The following is a 17,186-nucleotide window of genomic DNA, read 5'->3' on the forward strand; positions in this document are numbered from 1 at the left end:
AATATTCTAAATTTAGACAATGAATAGTAATCAGCAACAGTTTAGATATTCAACAGGAGTCATTGCGTACCCTTTGTTTTTTGTGCTTTCCATTTGGATTGTATTCTGGATGCAGGTACGGTTTTTTCCATCGATAAAGCGCCTTGGTGTTTATCCGCAAAAATTGGAAGGCCTCTTAGGAATTATTACGAGTCCGTTTATTCATGCCGATATTGAACATTTATATCATAATAGTATTCCGTTGTTCGTTTTGTCTGTAGCTCTATTTTATTTCTATCGAAAAATCTCATGGAAAGTCTTAATCTATGGCATATTACTCTCAGGATTATTTACATGGGTTATAGGAAGGCCTGCCAATCATATTGGAGCCAGCGGATTGGTTTATGTATTGGTGAGTTTTATATTTTTTAAAGGCATATTTGCTAAGCACTATCGACTAGTAGCCTTGTCACTTATAATTGTTTTTCTCTACGGAGGTATGATTTGGTATGCTTTTCCTGTTAAGGATGGTATGTCTTGGGAAGGACATCTTGGCGGACTCATTTCTGGGTTCATTTTCGCGCTTGTTTTCAGAAAAGCTATAGCTAAACCTGAACGCTACATTTGGCAAGAACCTGATTATAATGAAGACGATGATCCATTCTTGAAGCATTTTGATGAAAATGGAAACTTTATCGAAAACTTAGAGCAAGAGATAGAAGAGGAGCCAATTTCTGAAGATACCGAACCAAATTACAACTATACCTTTAAGGAAAACAAAGATTAACTTCGCTGTCTAACTGCCTCATATAAAAATACACCACAAGCAACAGAAACATTAAGCGATTCAATTTCACCTAATATAGGAAGCTTGGCTTTTTCGTCTGCCACTTTTATAACAGATGGATTAATACCTTTGCCTTCAGAACCCATAATAATAGCACATGGTTCTGTAAAAGACACATCGTATATTGTGTTGTCTGTTTTTTCGGTAGCAGCTATGACTTTTATGCCACTTGCTTGCATATAAAATACGGCGTCTTTAATATGGTCAACTTTACAAATAGGTATTTTAAAAATCGCTCCTGCACTCGTTTTTATAGCATCACCATTTACAGGAGCACCACCTTTTTTCTGAATAATAATTCCTGAAACTCCAGTACATTCTGCAGTACGAACTATAGCGCCAAAATTACGAACATCACTTAATTGGTCTAACAATAAAAATAAAGGTGTTTTGCCAGACTCCACAACATTCATAACTAAATCTTCAATATTATGAAATGTAATAGGGGCTATTTGTGCGATGACACCTTGATGGTTCTTTTTTGATAAACGGTTAAGTTTTTCTATAGGAACATACGAAGAGTTTAAACGTTCCTTTTTGAGTAGTTGTTCTAACTCCGAAAATAATTCGCCTCGTAAGCCTTTTTGTAAAAATATTTTGTCTATATTCTCTCCTGATTTTATAGCTTCAATAACTGCTCGAATACCAAAAATGGTGGTTTCTTTTTCCATGTGCCAAAGGTATAAAAAAGCAAATGTTATTGAGCTATATAGCTCTATTTTTATAAATATACCTGTAGACTAATTTCATAAAATGAAACAATTATTCATAATACTGTTTTTTTTACTGGAGACATATGCACCACTTAATGCGCAAATTCAATTTGATGACCAAGCAGCTATATTAGGTGTTAATCTTACTAGTGGAACAACACATCTTGGCAATGGGGTTTCTTTTTTTGATTATGATGATGACGGTTGGGATGATCTTAGTTTTACTACTGAAGACGGACAACCTCTGAGGTTTTTTAAAAATATTAATGGATCTTTTGTAGAACAAACTCTAAATATGCCTACTCTTAATTATCAAACTAAATCAGTTACTTGGGTAGATTTTGATAATGATGGTGATAAAGATTTATATGCCACTAGTTTTACGGATGGTAATAAATTGTTTCAAAACGATGGAAGTTTAAATTTTACGGATATAACTGTTACTTCAGGTTTGCCAATTATAAATATCTATTCTTATGGAGCATCTTGGGGTGATTATAATAATGATGGTAAGTTAGATGTATTTATCTGTAGTTTTGATCCTGATAAGATAGTTCCAAACTACTTATATAAGAATAATGGAGATGGTACGTTTACCAATGTTAGCTCAATAGCAGGAATTAGTTCTTCAGGTAGCCTATCATTTTGTTCAGCTTTTTTTGATTTTAATAATGATGGATGGCAAGATATTTATATCTCTAATGATAGAACTATTAATCCAAATGTTTTATACAAAAATAACGGAGATGAAACCTTTACTGATGTAAGTGTTATATCTGGAACAGATGTAGCTATTGATGCCATGACTGTTACTATAGATGATTTTAACAGTGATGGATGGTTAGATATTTATGTTACTAATGGAGTAGTTGGTAATGTGTTTTTTAGAAATAATGGAGATGAAACATTTACTGATATAGCTACAACGTCTGGTACTTTGTTGAATAGTGTTTGTTGGGGAGCAGTGTTTTTAGATGCTGAAAACGATGAAGATTTGGATTTATATGTTAGCAGTGCTTTAAATGGTGAATCAGATTATAGCTCGTCTGTGTTTTATGAAAATTTGGGTAATGAAGATTTTTTAACCCCCACAAATCCAGGTTTTTTAAATGATAATAAAGCTAGTCACTCTAGTGCAATTGGAGATATAGATAATAATGGTTTGTTAGATATTGTGGTAAGTAACACATTTGATGGAAATGTAAACCTCTGGCATAATTCTACAACTACAACTAACAATTGGTTAAAAATAAAGTTAGAGGGTACATCAAGTAATAGAGATGGTGTTGGGTCATTTATAGAAATTTCTATTAATGGAAATGTACAGTATCGTTATACATTATGTGGCGAAGGTTATTTGGCTCAAAACTCTGCTACTGAAGTTTTCGGTTTAGGAAGTCATATAGAGGTTGATTATGTTAAAGTAACTTGGCTTAGTGGAACAGAGGACATATTTTTCGATGTGAGCGCTAATCAGTTATTAGAAATTACAGAAGGGGATAGTTTGTCAATAGATGAAAATCAATTAAATACTACTCATTTATTTCCAAATCCAGTAAAAGATATTTTGTTTCTTCAATCTAATGAATCCCTTCAGTCAGTAACTGTTTTTGATGTACTAGGTAAAAAAGTTAAGAGTTTTAAACCAAAATTAAATAGTTATAATTTTGATGTATCATCTTTAACAAACGGTGTGTATTTTGTAAATATTCTTTCCTCTACTAATAAAAGACAAACCTTTAAAATGATAAAGGAATAATTTTGGCGTTAGTTTTTTATTATTTTTCTTGTAATAATACTATTATCTTGAGTTATAATTTTAACTAGGTACATACCATTTGCAAAATCGTTAAAGCTTATTGTTTTTATGTTGCCGGCTAAATCTTCTATTTTTTTTCCTAGAATGTCGTAAATTAAAATAGACTGAATTGTTTTTTCTGTTTCAATAATCAAATTTGATTTTACAGGATTTGGATATACTTTAAGTCCAACGATATCAAAGTCATTTACGCTTAAGCTTTGACAAGGTGTTAGATCTGGATTTAACTCAAGAGGATCTCCGGGTGTTAAATCTCTTCCAGTAAATGCAGGATAATCAGTGGCATATTTTATAGCTCTAAATACAGTATTACTTAAAGGAGCAGTATCACCCTGAGTTGTAATAGATCCACTGACGTTGCTTACTGGATTCACATATCTCCAAACTTCATTTTCATTACTATCTAGTTCGAAAATTTCACCAGAGGCTCCTTCACATATTAGTATATTTCCATTTGGTAAACGTTGTGCGCTACTTAATATAGGAGAATAAAATGCTGAAGGCGTCGAAGATTGATCAGAATATGAGTATTCAGCTGCTAAAGGGCCAAAAGAAGTATTCGGTGTATACGCATAAACTCCAGGAGCGGTGGTAGGCGGATTAATGATTTCAACATTTGAGAACGGAGGAGTTCTACCATTTCCATTGTTGAAAACTATTATTTTACCTGCATCTACCAATCCACCTTCTATATAATGCGGATAATGTTGCCCGAATAAAGTTTGATCAGCTAATGTTCCTTGTTTATATGCTAGAGGATTACCCCATCTATATAAAAAGTCACCACCTTTGCCATAAGTTCCACCAGTATTAGTTTCAGATTCTGCAATAGTGGTTGAGTGATCTATAATATAGATTTCACTTAGATTTCGGGAACTAATTACTATTTGGTCTAAATTTTCATCGTATTGTATGGAATTAAAATGTAGCCAATTTGCTCCTCCTGACCCACCATTCAAGAAGTTGATATCAAGTTTGCCTGGATCCATGGAAACGTTACCAAAATTAGCTTTAGTAATGTCGAAATCTTGAATTAGGTGGTCTTTTACATTCCACTCCCAAACAACATTTACATCATTAGTTCCAACGGGTTCAACCTCAAATATACGCTCGTTATAAAGGACTGTGTCACTCATGTTATTTGGGTCTCTTCCAGCAGCTATTGCTTCGGCGTTAGACATGACGGTTGCAGCTAGAATTAAAACATTACCATTTGGCATTGGATAAACATCATGATGTTGTCTAAAATCATTTGAAATATGTAAGTAAGACCATATCAAATCGCCATCCCAATTATATAACTCGACAACACCTCCACTTCCGCCAAAGGTGATGTTACTGGGGACATCACTTACACGGCCAGCTCGGAGTAAATTCCCGTTGGGTAATAAATAAACAGAGTTTCCAGGAGGATATGTGCTATTCCATTCGTTAACGACTTCACCACAGTTATTAAATAAATAAGCATTGTTGTGTACCGAGATTAAAGTGAAAGCATCAAAAGCATCTTCGGTAATTGAAATTGTTCCGACTGTATTCTGACCTCGAGCAAAGCTAAAAATCAAAAAAGTAAAATAAAGAAGTAGTTTTTTTTCCATAGCGTAATTTTTCAATACAATATAAGTGGCAATTTTTTAACAAACCTAATACTTATATGCTTAATTAGTCTTTTGGAATTTAAATTTAACATAGTTGAGATAAAGTTTCAAAGGATTGAATATTTAGTATTCTATAGTGTTTAAAATGTAGTAGTCAAACTCAAGTGAATTTTAGAGTCTGATAATCTAAATTTTTGGTTTTCTGTTTTTCCACTGGTATAGTTAAATCGAAACAATCCGGCCTTGGTAAGAAGTCCAAAACCAAAACCAAAACCAAACAGTTTGCCTTTTTGATTGGCAATCTGGTTTTCAAAATATGCTGCATCAATTACAGAATGAACATATATAGAATTGTTGAGTTTGTATCTGTATTCCGTATTTAGAACACCATATATATTACCGATAAGGCTGTTTTCTTCAAATCCACGAATAGAATTGATGCCACCAAAACGAGGAAGTTCATTCTCTAAATAGGTGTCCGACACTAAGTAGTTGGCGCTAATTTTTCCGTAGACACTATTTTTGTCATTGAGGTTGAAAATTTTAAACGTATTCATATAGAAGTTGGATTGCTGTTCATCTATATTCTCGTATGATCGATTTCCAAGGCCAGTTGTTATATCAAACAAAAAATTTATGGGAAATAGTAAATCATAATTCTGTCTTTTCGTATAGGTATAATTTAAAAAATACTGATTAGAACTATAGTCTGTAATAAGCGCTGAGGGCATATCTAATAAGTCGGTAGAGTTAACTGAATTAATACCTGCAGAAATAACATGCTTACTGTTAATTTGATAATTAAGTTTTGCAGCTTGAGTAACAGTAACAAAGGAGCTGTCTCTTTTAAATATGTTCAAATTTAAATCGATACCAACTGGTGAATTAAATATATATGGTGCGCCTAATTTTAAATCGAACGTTTGTTGATCGTTTTCGTCACTTTTATAAAGTAGTTTTAGGGATTCTCCATAATTGAGATTATTAGTCAGTTTTAAATCCAAATACCCATCAAACTCAATTTTATTTGTGGCTTCATTAGTGCCAAAACCTAAAAAGCCATCAAAGGTATTGCTTCGAGCTTTTTCGATATACATATATAATATTGTAGAATCTCGAGTGAAGAGGACTTCAGGATCTTTAATTTGGTTGGCAAAGACCAAATCATTGAGTGATGCAGTTTTTTCTTTTACGGTATTTAGGCTGAAGGTTTGCCCGGTTTTAATTTTTAAATAGCGTTTAATAAAGGATTCTGGGAATTTCTCATAACCTTTTAAAACAAGCTTGTCAATTGTTCTAGATTTTGATTCTGAAACAGATAATGAGCCAGAAAGCGTTTTACTATCAATAGCTTTAATATCATTAACTATCAAAGTGCTAAAAGGGTTACCGCGATTTGCTATTTCTGAGTTTATAGATTGCAACGTTGACTCAACGTGATCGATAGGAATCACCAACTGATTATTTTTATTTAGATAACCAGATAATTTTAAAATCGAGATATCCACCAAACCATTGTGCTCAATTATAATGGATTCATATTTATTTTTTAAACTGAAAGCGGCAAGGTAAGTCGTATCGTTTTGCTTATTGAAACTAAGTAACTGACTTTCGATGTAGCCAATGGTAGTTAGTCTTTTTTTTAGGAGATTAACTTCAGTTTCTAAGTCGATATAATTGGTAAATGTATTTTGATAGCCTAGAGAGTCAATAGTTTTTGTCTCTTTTTCCGAAGAACCAACAGAAGTCAAATATAAATTTTGGGCAAACATTTCAGTAGACCATAATAGATATAGGAGTAGTAAAATAGGACTAATTTTTCTGAACATCAATTGAAATATTATTCAAATCTAACGGAAAAAAATTACTAAAAATGTGTAGCTGTAAAAATTAATTGAGAAACTTTCTAAAATTAATCGTTTTGGGTTTGAATAACTGATATTTATTTCTACCTTTGCAGCCCTCTAAAGAGAGGGTTTAATAAAAATTATATAGAAATATATGCCAACAATTTCACAATTAGTACGAAAAGGAAGAGCCAAAATAACCAAGAAGAGTAAATCGGCTGCTTTAGATTCGTGTCCACAAAGACGTGGTGTATGTACTCGTGTTTATACAACGACACCTAAGAAACCAAACTCAGCAATGCGTAAGGTAGCAAGGGTTCGTTTAACAAACGGAAACGAGGTTAATGCATACATCGGTGGTGAAGGACACAATTTACAAGAGCACTCGATAGTATTGGTTAGAGGTGGAAGGGTAAAAGATTTGCCAGGAGTTAGATATCACATCGTTCGTGGTGCCTTAGACACAGCAGGTGTTGCAGGTAGAACACAACGTAGATCTAAATATGGTGCAAAACGCCCTAAGAAGTAATTTAAAACTTTAAGAAGAAGACATGAGAAAAAGAGCAGCAAAAAAGAGACCGCTTTTACCAGATCCAAAATTTAACGACCAGTTAGTAACTCGTTTCGTTAATATGATGATGTGGGATGGAAAAAAGTCTATCGCTTTTAAAGTATTCTATGATGCAATTGATATTGTAGAATCAAAAAACACTGACGAAGAAAAAACAGCTTTAGAAATCTGGAAAGATGCCTTATCTAACGTTATGCCTCACGTAGAAGTACGTAGTCGTAGAGTTGGTGGAGCGACATTCCAAATTCCAATGCAAATTCGTCCAGATCGTAAAGTATCTACAGCTATGAAATGGTTGATTAGTTACTCGCGAAAAAGAAATGAAAAATCTATGCCTCAAAAGTTAGCATCTGAAATTTTAGCTGCGGCTAAAGAAGAAGGAGCAGCTGTAAAAAAGAGAGTTGATACTCACAAAATGGCAGAAGCAAATAAGGCATTCTCTCACTTTAGATTTTAATAAGAAATGGCAAGAGATTTAAAATTCACAAGAAATATAGGTATTGCTGCTCACATTGATGCAGGAAAAACTACGACTACAGAACGTATTCTTTATTATACAGGTGTTTCTCACAAAATTGGTGAAGTACATGATGGTGCTGCAACAATGGACTGGATGGAGCAAGAGCAGGAAAGAGGTATTACAATTACTTCTGCTGCAACAACTTGTGAGTGGGATTTCCCTACTGATAATGGGGACCCTATAGCTGATACAAAAGGATACCATTTTAACATAATTGACACTCCAGGTCACGTTGATTTCACGGTTGAAGTAAACCGTTCATTACGTGTGCTTGATGGTTTAGTCTTCTTATTTAGTGCAGTTGATGGTGTTGAGCCACAATCTGAAACTAACTGGAGACTTGCTGATAACTATAAGGTGCCAAGAATAGGTTTCGTAAATAAAATGGACCGCCAAGGTTCTGATTTTATGATGGTTTGTAGCCAAGTTAAAGAAATGTTAGGTTCAAATGCTGTGCCTATCGTTTTGAATATTGGTGACGAAGAAAACTTCAAAGGTATTGTCGATTTAGTTAAGAACAGAGCTATTATATGGCATGAAGAAGGAATGGGCGCAACGTTTGATGTTGTTGATATTCCTGAAGAACTTAAAGAAGAAGCAAAAATTCTTCGTGCTAAACTTATTGAAGAAGTAGCAAGTTATGATGAGGACTTACTAGAGAAGTTCTTGGAAGATGAAGATTCTATTACAGAAGAAGAAGTGCATTCTGCACTTAGAGCTGCTGTGATGGATATGGCAATTATTCCTATGATTTGTGGTTCTGCTTTCAAAAATAAAGGTGTACAATTCTTATTAGATGCTGTATGTCGTTACTTACCTTCTCCAATGGATAAGGAAGGTATCGTTGGAATGAATCCAGATACAGAGCTAGAAGAAATTCGTAAGCCAAGTGTAGACGAACCATTCGCTGCATTAGCATTTAAAATTGCTACTGATCCTTTCGTAGGACGTTTAGCATTCTTTAGAGCATATTCTGGTCGATTAGATGCAGGTTCTTATGTGTTAAATAATCGTTCTGGTAAGAAAGAACGTATTTCTCGTATCTATCAAATGCACGCTAATAAGCAAAATGCAATTGATTATATAGAAGCTGGAGATATTGGAGCTGCTGTTGGATTTAAATCTATCAAAACAGGAGATACACTTTCGGCTGAGAAACATCCTATTGTTTTAGAGTCTATGGACTTCCCAGATCCAGTAATTGGTATTGCGGTTGAACCAAAAACTAAAGCAGATGTCGATAGACTAGGTATGGGTTTAGCTAAATTAGCTGAAGAAGATCCTACGTTTACAGTACGTTCAGATGAAGCTTCAGGTCAGACTATTATATCTGGAATGGGTGAACTTCACTTAGATGTTATTGTAGATCGTTTACGTCGTGAGTTTAAAGTAGAAGTAAATCAAGGTCAACCTCAGGTTGAATATAAAGAAGCTATTACTCAAGCTGCAGATCATAGAGAAGTTTATAAAAAACAATCTGGTGGTCGTGGTAAATTCGCAGATATCGTATTTACTGTAGAGCCAGCTGATGAAGGTGAAACAGGACTTCAATTTAAATCTGTAATTAAAGGTGGTAACGTTCCTAAAGAATTTATCCCTTCAATTGAAAAAGGATTTAAAATGGCAATGATAAACGGACCTTTAGCAGGTTACGAAATCGACTCTATGAAAGTGACATTGAGAGATGGATCTTATCATGATGTGGATTCTGATCAGCTATCATTCGAATTAGCTGCTAAGTTAGGATTTAAAAATTGTGCTAAAGCTGCTAAAGCAGTAATCATGGAACCTATTATGAAACTTGAGGTGATTACACCTGAAGAAAATATGGGTGATATAGTTGGAGATTTAAATCGTCGTCGCGGACAAATGAGTGATATGGGTGATAGAGCTGGTGCAAAAACTGTAAAAGCTACTGTGCCATTATCTGAAATGTTTGGATATGTAACTACATTAAGAACATTATCATCAGGTCGTGCAACATCAACAATGGAATTTTCACATTATGCTGAAACGCCTTCAAATATATCTGAAGAAGTGATTAAAGCAGCTAAAGGAGAACAATCTTAAAAGTTAAGAAAATGAGTCAAAAAATCAGAATAAAATTAAAGTCTTACGATCATAACTTAGTAGATAAGTCTGCTGATAAGATTGTAAAAACAGTAAAAAGTACTGGTGCTGTTGTAACTGGACCAATTCCATTACCAACACACAAAAAGATTTTCACTGTATTACGTTCACCACACGTAAATAAGAAGTCTAGAGAACAATTTCAATTAAGCTCTTATAAGCGTTTATTAGATATTTACTCTTCATCTTCTAAAACAATTGATGCATTAATGAAACTTGAATTACCAAGTGGAGTTGAAGTAGAGATTAAAGTGTAATGAAATTTATTCCGCATTGGCGGAAAGAACATGTCCTGAGCTGCGTGCAAAGGAAAAACGGTAAAAATACAATTCAAGGTCGAATGTATTTTCGGCCTTGAATTTTTAATAAATAGTAACAATAAATAAATTAATAATTATGTCTGGGTTAATAGGAAAGAAGATCGGTATGACCAGCATTTTCGATGAAAACGGGAAGAACATTCCTTGTACAGTAATCGAAGCTGGGCCATGTATCGTTACCCAAGTCAGAACCGAAGAGGTCGACGGGTACAGTGCCCTTCAACTTGGTTTCGATGACAAGACAGAGAAAAGTGCTACAAAAGCTGAAATTGGTCACGCCAAAAAAGCTGGTACTTCTGTTAAGTCAAAAGTCGCGGAATTTCAAGGATTTGAAGGAGATTACAAATTAGGAGATGCTATAACAGTAGAACACTTTGTAGAAGGTGAGTATGTTGATGTAGCTGGAACTTCTAAAGGAAAAGGTTTCCAAGGTGTTGTGAAGCGTCATGGATTTGCTGGTGTTGGTCAAGCAACGCATGGTCAGCATAACCGATTAAGAGCTCCGGGTTCTATTGGTGCTGCATCATATCCTGCAAGAGTTTTCAAAGGAATGAAAATGGCAGGACGAATGGGTGGCGAAAGAGTATATGTTGAAAATTTAAGAGTCTACAAAGTAGTTGCTGAAAAGAACTTAATTGTGGTTAAAGGATGTGTTCCAGGACACAACAACTCTTATGTAATTATACAAAAATAATGAAAGTAGCAGTTTTAGATATAAACGGAAAAGACACAGGTAGAAAGGTAGACCTTTCTAAGGATGTGTTTGCTATTGAGCCTAATAATCATGCTGTTTACTTAGACGTTAAGCAATATCTTGCTAACCAACGTCAAGGAACGCATAAGGCGAAAGAGAGAGCAGAAATTTCAGGAAGTACACGTAAGATTAAAAAACAGAAGGGTACTGGTACAGCGAGAGCAGGTAGTATCAAATCTGGTGTGTTTAGAGGTGGTGGACGTATGTTTGGACCAAGACCTAGAAATTACAGTATTAAACTGAATAAAAACCTGAAGCGTTTAGCACGTAGATCAGCGTTAACTATGAAAGCTACTGATAAGGATATCGTTGTTTTGGAAGACTTCAATTTTGATGCTCCAAAGACGAAAAACTTTACAGCTGTATTGAAAGCACTAGATATTCAAGACAAAAAATCTTTGTTTGTGTTGGGTGCGTCAAATAATAATGTATATTTGTCATCACGAAATTTCAAAGGCTCTGAAGTCATAACAAGCTCAGAAATAAGCACTTACAAGATTTTGAATGCAAATAAATTAATTCTTCTAGAGAGTTCTTTAGAAGGAATTGAATCGAACTTAAGTAAATAAGAAGACAATGATCTTAATTAAACCTATCATCACTGAAAAAGCGACAACTAATAGTGAGTTGAACAACTGCTTTACCTTTCAAGTGAACACCAAGGCGAACAAGGTAGAAATCAAAAAAGCAGTTGAAGCTGCTTATGGTGTCTCTGTTGAAAAAGTTCGTACTATAAATGTCCGTCCAGATCGTAGTACTAAGTTTACAAAAACTGGTATTCAACATGGTAAAACAAATGCTGTTAAAAAGGCAATTGTACAACTGGCGGAAGGTGAAGTAATTGATTTATACACTAACATGTAATTAGACAAGAATGTCAGTAAGAAAATTAAAACCAATCACATCAGCTCAGCGTTTTAGAGTAGTAAATGGATTCGATGCCATAACTACTGATAAGCCGGAAAAGAGTTTACTCGTTCCGAACAAGAGATCTGGTGGTAGAAACAATCGAGGAAAAATGACCATGCGCCATATTGGTGGAGGTCATAAGAAAAAGTATCGTATTATCGATTTTAAACGTAACAAAACGGGAGTTCCTGGAGAAGTTACTTCAATCCAATACGATCCAAACAGAACTGCTTTTATCGCATTATTGAATTATCAAGATGGTGAAAAGCGTTACATCATTGCTCAAAATGGTTTACAAGTTGGGCAGAATGTAGTTTCTGGTACAGAAGGAGTAGCACCAGAAATTGGTAATGCTATGCCACTAAGCGAAATTCCATTAGGTACAATTATTTCTTGTATTGAATTGCGTCCTAGTCAAGGAGCTGTGATGGCAAGAAGCGCTGGAGCATTTGCTCAATTAATGGCAAGAGACGGTAAGTTTGCAACTGTAAAGTTACCATCTGGAGAAACTAGAATGATACTTGTAGATTGTATGGCTACAATTGGAGTTGTTTCTAACTCAGATCATCAATTAACTGTATCTGGTAAAGCAGGTAGAAGTAGATGGTTAGGTAGAAGACCAAGAGTAAGGCCAGTGGTAATGAATCCAGTCGATCACCCAATGGGTGGTGGTGAAGGTAAATCTTCAGGAGGACACCCAAGATCTAGAAATGGTATTCCAGCTAAAGGTTATAGAACACGTTCTAAGACTAAAGCGAGTAATAAGTATATTGTAGAACGTAGAAAGAAATAATTGAGATAATATGGCACGTTCATTAAAAAAAGGACCTTACATCCATTATAAGTTGAGTAAAAAAGTTGATGCTAATGTAGCTTCTAACAAAAAGACGGTAATCAAAACGTGGTCTAGAGCCTCTATGATTTCTCCAGATTTTGTTGGACAAACAATAGCAGTACACAACGGACGTCAATTTGTACCAGTTTATGTAACTGAAAACATGGTAGGTCACAAGTTAGGAGAATTTTCACCAACACGATCTTTTAGAGGTCACGCAGGTGCAAAAAATAAAGGAAAAAAATAGTAAGCTATGGGAAGTCGTAAAAAACAAATGGCGGACGCTATTAAGGAAGGCAGAAAAAAGGTTGCATTTGCAAAGCTTAATAACTGTCCTACCTCACCAAGAAAAATGCGTTTAGTTGCAGACTTGGTAAGAGGAAAAGAAGCTGAAAAAGCATTACAAATCTTAAGATTTAGTTCAAAAGAAGCATCACGTCGTTTAGAGAAATTGTTGTTATCAGCAATTGCTAACTGGCAAGCTAAAAATGAAGATGCTGATATGGAAGAAGCAAATTTATTTGTTCAAGAGATTAGAGTGGATGGTGGAACGATGTTAAAAAGATTGCGTCCAGCACCTCAAGGTCGTGCACACAGAATAAGAAAAAGATCTAATCACGTTACAGTTGTGATTGGAGCTAAAAATAACACACAAGCTTAAATAGAGATATGGGACAAAAGACAAATCCAATCGGAAATCGTTTAGGAATTATCAGAGGATGGGAATCTAATTGGTATGGTGGAAATGATTATGGTGATAAACTTGCTGAAGACGATAAAATCAGAAAGTATATCCATGCTCGTTTATCAAAAGCTAGTGTATCTAGAGTTATTATTGAGCGTACGCTTAAACTTGTAACCGTTACTATCACTACTGCTAGACCTGGTATTATTATCGGAAAAGGTGGTCAAGAGGTAGACAAGTTAAAAGAAGAGCTTAAGAAAATTACTGGAAAAGAAGTTCAGTTAAATATCTTTGAAATAAAGAGACCTGAGCTAGATGCATTCCTAGTAGGATCAAGTGTTGCTCGTCAAATTGAAAATCGTATTTCTTACCGACGTGCGATTAAAATGGCGATTGCTGCTGCGATTCGTATGAATGCTGAAGGAATAAAAATTCAAATTAGTGGTCGTTTAAATGGTGCTGAAATGGCACGTAGCGAACATTACAAAGAAGGACGTATTCCTCTATCTACATTTAGAGCTGATATTGATTATGCTTTAGTTGAGGCACATACTACTTATGGTAGATTAGGTGTTAAAGTATGGATCATGAAAGGTGAAGTGTACGGAAAAAGAGAACTTTCTCCATTAGTTGGCTTGTCTAAGAAACAAGGTGGCAAACCTGGAGGACGCGGTCGTGATAATAATAAGTCTCGTCGTAGAAAGTAATTTTTAAAGAAAAGTAAAAATGTTACAACCGAAAAGAACAAAATTTCGTAAGGTCCAAAAAGGACGTATGAAAGGAAATACAGGAAGAGGTCACACACTTTCCTTTGGTATGTTTGGAATAAAATCTTTAGACACGAACTTTTTGACATCTCGTCAAATCGAAGCTGCGCGTATAGCTGCAACTCGTTACATGAAAAGAGAAGGTCAATTATGGATTAAAATATTTCCAGACAAACCTATTACCAAAAAGCCATTAGAAGTACGTATGGGTAAAGGTAAAGGTGCTGTAGAATATTGGGTAGCTGTGGTCAAACCAGGAAGAATTTTATTCGAAGTTGGTGGAGTACCTATGGATGTTGCAAAAGAAGCATTACGCTTAGCAGCTCAAAAGTTACCAGTGAAGACTAAGTTTTTAACCGCAAGAGATTACGAAGCATAATTTATTTGATATCATGAAACAATCAGAAATTAAAGAATTATCAGTAGCTGAGTTACAAGAGAAGCTTGGCGAAACTAAAAAGAGTTATGCAGACCTTAAAATGGCACATGCAATCTCTCCATTAGATAATCCAATTCAGTTACGAAACGTTAGACGTTCAGTATCAAGAATTGCAACAGAATTAACTAAAAGAGAAATACAATAATTGTATTCTGGCTGAAAGATGGAAAAAAGAAATTTAAGAAAAGAGCGTATAGGAGTTGTTACTAGTAACAAAATGCAGAAATCAATTGTGGTTGCTGAAGTTAAAAAAGTAAAACACCCTATGTACGGAAAGTTCGTTTTGAAAACAAAGAAATATGTTGCTCATGACGAAACAAACGACTGTAACATTGGAGATACTGTAAAGATCATGGAAACAAGACCTATGAGTAAATCTAAATGTTGGAGATTAGTAGAAATAATTGAAAGAGCGAAGTAATTATGGTACAACAAGAATCAAGATTAAAAGTAGCTGATAACACTGGAGCAAAGGAAGTTTTAACTATCCGAGTTCTAGGTGGAACAAAAAGAAGATACGCTTCTATTGGAGATAAAATTGTTGTCTCAGTAAAAGATGCTACTCCTAATGGAAACATTAAAAAAGGAGCAGTTTCAACAGCAGTAGTTGTTCGTACTAAAAAAGAAGTGAGACGTCCAGATGGATCTTATATTAGATTTGACGATAACGCTTGTGTACTTTTGAATCCGACAGGAGAAATGAGAGGAACACGTGTTTTTGGACCAGTAGCTAGAGAACTTCGTGATAAACAATTCATGAAAATTGTATCATTAGCACCAGAAGTGCTTTAATGACTAATAAAATGACAAAGTTTAAAATTAAATCGGGAGATACTGTTCAAGTTATAGCTGGAGACCATAAAGGTACAGAAGGTAAAGTGCTTAAAGTATTAAAAGATAAAAACAAGGCCATCATTGAAGGCGTGAACATGGTGAAGAAACACACTAAACCAAGTGCACAAAGTCCTCAAGGTGGAATTGTAGAGAAAGAAGCACCTATGCATTTATCTAACTTATCGCTGTTAACTTCTAAGGGAGAAACAACACGTGTAGGTTTTAGAACTGAAGGTGACAAGAAAGTAAGATTTTCAGTAAAATCAAATGAAGTAATATAGTTATGGCTTATATTCCAAGATTAAAACAAGAGTACAAGGACAAAGTTGTTTCTGCTCTTACAGAAGAATTCGGATATAAAAACGTAATGCAAGTTCCTAAACTTACAAAGATTGTTATATCTAAGGGTGTTGGAGCTGCTGTTTCCGATAAAAAATTAATTGATCATGCAATTGATGAATTAACAATGATATCTGGTCAAAGAGCTGTAGCGACACTATCTAAAAAGGATGTTGCCTCTTTTAAATTACGTAAAGGAATGCCAATTGGTGTTAGAGTTACGTTAAGAGGAGAGCAAATGTATGAGTTTTTAGATCGTTTAGTAACTTCAGCATTACCACGAGTTAGAGATTTTAACGGTATCAAAGCTACAGGTTTTGATGGTAGAGGAAACTATAACTTAGGTGTTGTTGAACAAATTATCTTCCCAGAAATGAATATTGATAAGATCAATAAAATCTCTGGTATGGATATTACATTTGTAACAACTGCAGATACAGATAAGGAAGCAAAATCGTTATTAACTGAAATGGGATTACCATTTCAAAAGAACTAAGATATGGCTAAAGAATCAATGAAAGCCCGTGAGGTAAAAAGAGCAAAGACAGTAGCTAAATATGCTGATAAACGTAAAGCTTTAAAAGAAGCTGGAGATTATGAAGGATTGCAAAAGTTACCTAAAAATGCTTCTCCAGTTCGTATGCACAATAGATGTAAACTTACAGGAAGACCTAAAGGGTACATGAGAACTTTTGGTGTTTCACGTGTGACTTTCCGTGAGATGGCAAACCAAGGTTTGATTCCAGGTGTAAGAAAAGCATCTTGGTAGACTAAATCGTTTCATTACGATTAAAACAAGAATTATAAATTGGTTTTAGGTTCGATTCCGAAACGTCGGGATTTCGAAAACCACTACCGCAAATTAGTATAAATGAATACAGACCCAATTGCTGATTACTTAACAAGAATCAGAAATGCAGTGAAAGCCAACCATAGAGTTGTTGAGATTCCTGCATCAAATTTAAAAAAGGAGATAACTAAAATTTTATTCGATCAAGGATTTGTTTTAAGTTATAAATTCGACGATTCTACTGTACAAGGAACAATTAAAATTGCTTTGAAGTACAACAAAGAAACTAAAGAATCGGTTATCAAAAAGATCCAAAGAATTAGTACACCAGGTTTACGTAAGTATGCTAGCGCTACTGAAATGCCAAGAATCCTTAACGGTTTAGGTATTGCAATTGTTTCTACATCTCACGGTGTAATTACGGGTACGCAAGCTCAAAGAGCAAATGTTGGTGGAGAATTATTGTGTTACGTATACTAATTTAAAGCAG

General features: G+C 34.7%; 24 protein-coding genes. 21 read left to right on the top strand and 3 right to left on the bottom strand.

What is annotated here, in order from left to right:
- The first annotated feature begins 19 nt into the window (after window positions 1-19).
- Window positions 20-766 carry a rhomboid family intramembrane serine protease gene (locus tag V7719_RS08660; RefSeq protein ID WP_335729493.1) on the top strand — a complete coding sequence of 249 codons (747 nt, stop codon included), beginning with the start codon at window positions 20-22 and terminating at the stop codon, window positions 764-766.
- On the opposite strand, the gene rlmB is transcribed toward V7719_RS08660, so the two are convergent.
- Window positions 763-1,497 (bottom strand): 23S rRNA (guanosine(2251)-2'-O)-methyltransferase RlmB, encoded by a 735-nt coding sequence (rlmB, locus tag V7719_RS08665; protein WP_335729494.1) that lies wholly within the window; start codon window positions 1,495-1,497, stop codon window positions 763-765. The two genes, V7719_RS08660 and rlmB, sit on opposite strands and share 4 nt — an antisense overlap.
- An 82-nt stretch (window positions 1,498-1,579) precedes the next feature.
- On the opposite strand from rlmB, the gene V7719_RS08670 reads away from it, so the two are divergent.
- Complete coding sequence (locus V7719_RS08670; protein WP_335729495.1) at window positions 1,580-3,298, top strand: FG-GAP-like repeat-containing protein; 1,719 nt, start codon at window positions 1,580-1,582, stop codon at window positions 3,296-3,298.
- Window positions 3,299-3,306: 8 nt separating this feature from the next.
- On the opposite strand, the gene V7719_RS08675 is transcribed toward V7719_RS08670, so the two are convergent.
- Together V7719_RS08675 and V7719_RS08680 are read right to left on the bottom strand one after the other, a co-directional pair.
- On the bottom strand, window positions 3,307-4,956 hold the full coding sequence (locus tag V7719_RS08675) for an aryl-sulfate sulfotransferase (protein WP_335729496.1): 1,650 nt from the start codon (window positions 4,954-4,956) through the stop codon (window positions 3,307-3,309).
- A 140-nt stretch (window positions 4,957-5,096) separates the two neighbouring features.
- Window positions 5,097-6,785 (bottom strand): hypothetical protein, encoded by a 1,689-nt coding sequence (locus tag V7719_RS08680; protein ID WP_335729497.1) that lies wholly within the window; start codon window positions 6,783-6,785, stop codon window positions 5,097-5,099.
- A gap of 172 nt (window positions 6,786-6,957) precedes the next feature.
- Between V7719_RS08680 and rpsL the strand changes: the two genes are divergently transcribed.
- The 19 genes from rpsL to rpsH all read left to right on the top strand — a co-directional run bounded on the left by rpsL (window position 6,958) and on the right by rpsH (window position 17,176).
- Window positions 6,958-7,332, top strand: coding sequence for a 30S ribosomal protein S12 (rpsL, locus tag V7719_RS08685; protein WP_008269190.1), 375 nt, complete (start codon window positions 6,958-6,960; stop codon window positions 7,330-7,332).
- A 22-nt stretch (window positions 7,333-7,354) separates the two neighbouring features.
- Entirely contained in the window at window positions 7,355-7,831 is a 477-nt protein-coding gene (rpsG, locus tag V7719_RS08690) for a 30S ribosomal protein S7 (protein WP_335729498.1), read from the top strand.
- 6 nt (window positions 7,832-7,837) lie between these two features.
- Window positions 7,838-9,964, top strand: coding sequence for an elongation factor G (gene fusA / locus V7719_RS08695; protein WP_335729499.1), 2,127 nt, complete (start codon window positions 7,838-7,840; stop codon window positions 9,962-9,964).
- A gap of 11 nt (window positions 9,965-9,975) precedes the next feature.
- Window positions 9,976-10,281 (top strand): 30S ribosomal protein S10, encoded by a 306-nt coding sequence (rpsJ, locus tag V7719_RS08700; RefSeq protein WP_007650482.1) that lies wholly within the window; start codon window positions 9,976-9,978, stop codon window positions 10,279-10,281.
- A gap of 139 nt (window positions 10,282-10,420) precedes the next feature.
- Window positions 10,421-11,038, top strand: a complete 618-nt coding sequence (gene rplC, locus V7719_RS08705; RefSeq protein WP_335729500.1) for a 50S ribosomal protein L3 — start codon at window positions 10,421-10,423, stop codon at window positions 11,036-11,038.
- Entirely contained in the window at window positions 11,038-11,667 is a 630-nt protein-coding gene (rplD, locus tag V7719_RS08710) for a 50S ribosomal protein L4 (protein ID WP_335729501.1), read from the top strand. The genes rplC and rplD overlap by 1 nt, the downstream gene beginning before the upstream one ends.
- A gap of 7 nt (window positions 11,668-11,674) precedes the next feature.
- Entirely contained in the window at window positions 11,675-11,962 is a 288-nt protein-coding gene (gene rplW / locus V7719_RS08715; RefSeq protein WP_091423866.1) for a 50S ribosomal protein L23, read from the top strand.
- Window positions 11,963-11,972: 10 nt separating this feature from the next.
- Entirely contained in the window at window positions 11,973-12,800 is an 828-nt protein-coding gene (rplB, locus tag V7719_RS08720) for a 50S ribosomal protein L2 (RefSeq protein ID WP_335729502.1), read from the top strand.
- A 10-nt stretch (window positions 12,801-12,810) separates the two neighbouring features.
- The gene (gene rpsS / locus V7719_RS08725) at window positions 12,811-13,089 is read left to right on the top strand and encodes a 30S ribosomal protein S19 (protein ID WP_028871106.1); all 279 of its coding nucleotides are present in this window, start codon (window positions 12,811-12,813) and stop codon (window positions 13,087-13,089) included.
- A 6-nt stretch (window positions 13,090-13,095) separates the two neighbouring features.
- The gene (gene rplV / locus V7719_RS08730; protein WP_335729503.1) at window positions 13,096-13,503 is read left to right on the top strand and encodes a 50S ribosomal protein L22; all 408 of its coding nucleotides are present in this window, start codon (window positions 13,096-13,098) and stop codon (window positions 13,501-13,503) included.
- Between the two features lie 8 nt (window positions 13,504-13,511).
- A complete protein-coding gene (gene rpsC, locus V7719_RS08735) occupies window positions 13,512-14,234 on the top strand; it encodes a 30S ribosomal protein S3 (RefSeq protein WP_194509922.1) in 723 nt (240 codons plus the stop codon).
- 19 nt (window positions 14,235-14,253) lie between these two features.
- A complete protein-coding gene (rplP, locus tag V7719_RS08740; protein ID WP_335729504.1) occupies window positions 14,254-14,673 on the top strand; it encodes a 50S ribosomal protein L16 in 420 nt (139 codons plus the stop codon).
- A gap of 13 nt (window positions 14,674-14,686) precedes the next feature.
- On the top strand, window positions 14,687-14,878 hold the full coding sequence (gene rpmC / locus V7719_RS08745; RefSeq protein WP_335729505.1) for a 50S ribosomal protein L29: 192 nt from the start codon (window positions 14,687-14,689) through the stop codon (window positions 14,876-14,878).
- 18 nt (window positions 14,879-14,896) lie between these two features.
- Entirely contained in the window at window positions 14,897-15,154 is a 258-nt protein-coding gene (gene rpsQ / locus V7719_RS08750) for a 30S ribosomal protein S17 (RefSeq protein WP_087491761.1), read from the top strand.
- A gap of 2 nt (window positions 15,155-15,156) precedes the next feature.
- Entirely contained in the window at window positions 15,157-15,525 is a 369-nt protein-coding gene (gene rplN, locus V7719_RS08755; RefSeq protein WP_040248536.1) for a 50S ribosomal protein L14, read from the top strand.
- Between the two features lie 11 nt (window positions 15,526-15,536).
- Complete coding sequence (rplX, locus tag V7719_RS08760) at window positions 15,537-15,848, top strand: 50S ribosomal protein L24 (protein ID WP_335729506.1); 312 nt, start codon at window positions 15,537-15,539, stop codon at window positions 15,846-15,848.
- Between the two features lie 2 nt (window positions 15,849-15,850).
- Entirely contained in the window at window positions 15,851-16,402 is a 552-nt protein-coding gene (rplE, locus tag V7719_RS08765; RefSeq protein ID WP_335729507.1) for a 50S ribosomal protein L5, read from the top strand.
- A 3-nt stretch (window positions 16,403-16,405) separates the two neighbouring features.
- The gene (rpsN, locus tag V7719_RS08770; RefSeq protein WP_335729508.1) at window positions 16,406-16,675 is read left to right on the top strand and encodes a 30S ribosomal protein S14; all 270 of its coding nucleotides are present in this window, start codon (window positions 16,406-16,408) and stop codon (window positions 16,673-16,675) included.
- A gap of 102 nt (window positions 16,676-16,777) precedes the next feature.
- Window positions 16,778-17,176, top strand: coding sequence for a 30S ribosomal protein S8 (rpsH, locus tag V7719_RS08775; protein WP_335729509.1), 399 nt, complete (start codon window positions 16,778-16,780; stop codon window positions 17,174-17,176).
- Window positions 17,177-17,186 lie beyond the last annotated feature (10 nt).

The sequence above is a fragment of the Psychroserpens sp. genome, from assembly GCF_036960315.1.
Taxonomy (GTDB): domain Bacteria; phylum Bacteroidota; class Bacteroidia; order Flavobacteriales; family Flavobacteriaceae; genus Psychroserpens.

Excerpts from the sequence above, each read along its gene's own strand:
- V7719_RS08660 (WP_335729493.1), top strand. The coding sequence starts at position 20 with ATGAATAGTAATCAGCAACAGTTTAGATATTCAACAGGAGTCATTGCG.
- rlmB (WP_335729494.1), bottom strand. The coding sequence starts at position 1,497 with ATGGAAAAAGAAACCACCATTTTTGGTATTCGAGCAGTTATTGAAGCT.
- V7719_RS08670 (WP_335729495.1), top strand. The coding sequence starts at position 1,580 with ATGAAACAATTATTCATAATACTGTTTTTTTTACTGGAGACATATGCA.
- V7719_RS08675 (WP_335729496.1), bottom strand. The coding sequence starts at position 4,956 with ATGGAAAAAAAACTACTTCTTTATTTTACTTTTTTGATTTTTAGCTTT.
- V7719_RS08680 (WP_335729497.1), bottom strand. The coding sequence starts at position 6,785 with ATGTTCAGAAAAATTAGTCCTATTTTACTACTCCTATATCTATTATGG.
- rpsL (WP_008269190.1), top strand. The coding sequence starts at position 6,958 with ATGCCAACAATTTCACAATTAGTACGAAAAGGAAGAGCCAAAATAACC.
- rpsG (WP_335729498.1), top strand. The coding sequence starts at position 7,355 with ATGAGAAAAAGAGCAGCAAAAAAGAGACCGCTTTTACCAGATCCAAAA.
- fusA (WP_335729499.1), top strand. The coding sequence starts at position 7,838 with ATGGCAAGAGATTTAAAATTCACAAGAAATATAGGTATTGCTGCTCAC.
- rpsJ (WP_007650482.1), top strand. The coding sequence starts at position 9,976 with ATGAGTCAAAAAATCAGAATAAAATTAAAGTCTTACGATCATAACTTA.
- rplC (WP_335729500.1), top strand. The coding sequence starts at position 10,421 with ATGTCTGGGTTAATAGGAAAGAAGATCGGTATGACCAGCATTTTCGAT.
- rplD (WP_335729501.1), top strand. The coding sequence starts at position 11,038 with ATGAAAGTAGCAGTTTTAGATATAAACGGAAAAGACACAGGTAGAAAG.
- rplW (WP_091423866.1), top strand. The coding sequence starts at position 11,675 with ATGATCTTAATTAAACCTATCATCACTGAAAAAGCGACAACTAATAGT.
- rplB (WP_335729502.1), top strand. The coding sequence starts at position 11,973 with ATGTCAGTAAGAAAATTAAAACCAATCACATCAGCTCAGCGTTTTAGA.
- rpsS (WP_028871106.1), top strand. The coding sequence starts at position 12,811 with ATGGCACGTTCATTAAAAAAAGGACCTTACATCCATTATAAGTTGAGT.
- rplV (WP_335729503.1), top strand. The coding sequence starts at position 13,096 with ATGGGAAGTCGTAAAAAACAAATGGCGGACGCTATTAAGGAAGGCAGA.
- rpsC (WP_194509922.1), top strand. The coding sequence starts at position 13,512 with ATGGGACAAAAGACAAATCCAATCGGAAATCGTTTAGGAATTATCAGA.
- rplP (WP_335729504.1), top strand. The coding sequence starts at position 14,254 with ATGTTACAACCGAAAAGAACAAAATTTCGTAAGGTCCAAAAAGGACGT.
- rpmC (WP_335729505.1), top strand. The coding sequence starts at position 14,687 with ATGAAACAATCAGAAATTAAAGAATTATCAGTAGCTGAGTTACAAGAG.
- rpsQ (WP_087491761.1), top strand. The coding sequence starts at position 14,897 with ATGGAAAAAAGAAATTTAAGAAAAGAGCGTATAGGAGTTGTTACTAGT.
- rplN (WP_040248536.1), top strand. The coding sequence starts at position 15,157 with ATGGTACAACAAGAATCAAGATTAAAAGTAGCTGATAACACTGGAGCA.
- rplX (WP_335729506.1), top strand. The coding sequence starts at position 15,537 with ATGACAAAGTTTAAAATTAAATCGGGAGATACTGTTCAAGTTATAGCT.
- rplE (WP_335729507.1), top strand. The coding sequence starts at position 15,851 with ATGGCTTATATTCCAAGATTAAAACAAGAGTACAAGGACAAAGTTGTT.
- rpsN (WP_335729508.1), top strand. The coding sequence starts at position 16,406 with ATGGCTAAAGAATCAATGAAAGCCCGTGAGGTAAAAAGAGCAAAGACA.
- rpsH (WP_335729509.1), top strand. The coding sequence starts at position 16,778 with ATGAATACAGACCCAATTGCTGATTACTTAACAAGAATCAGAAATGCA.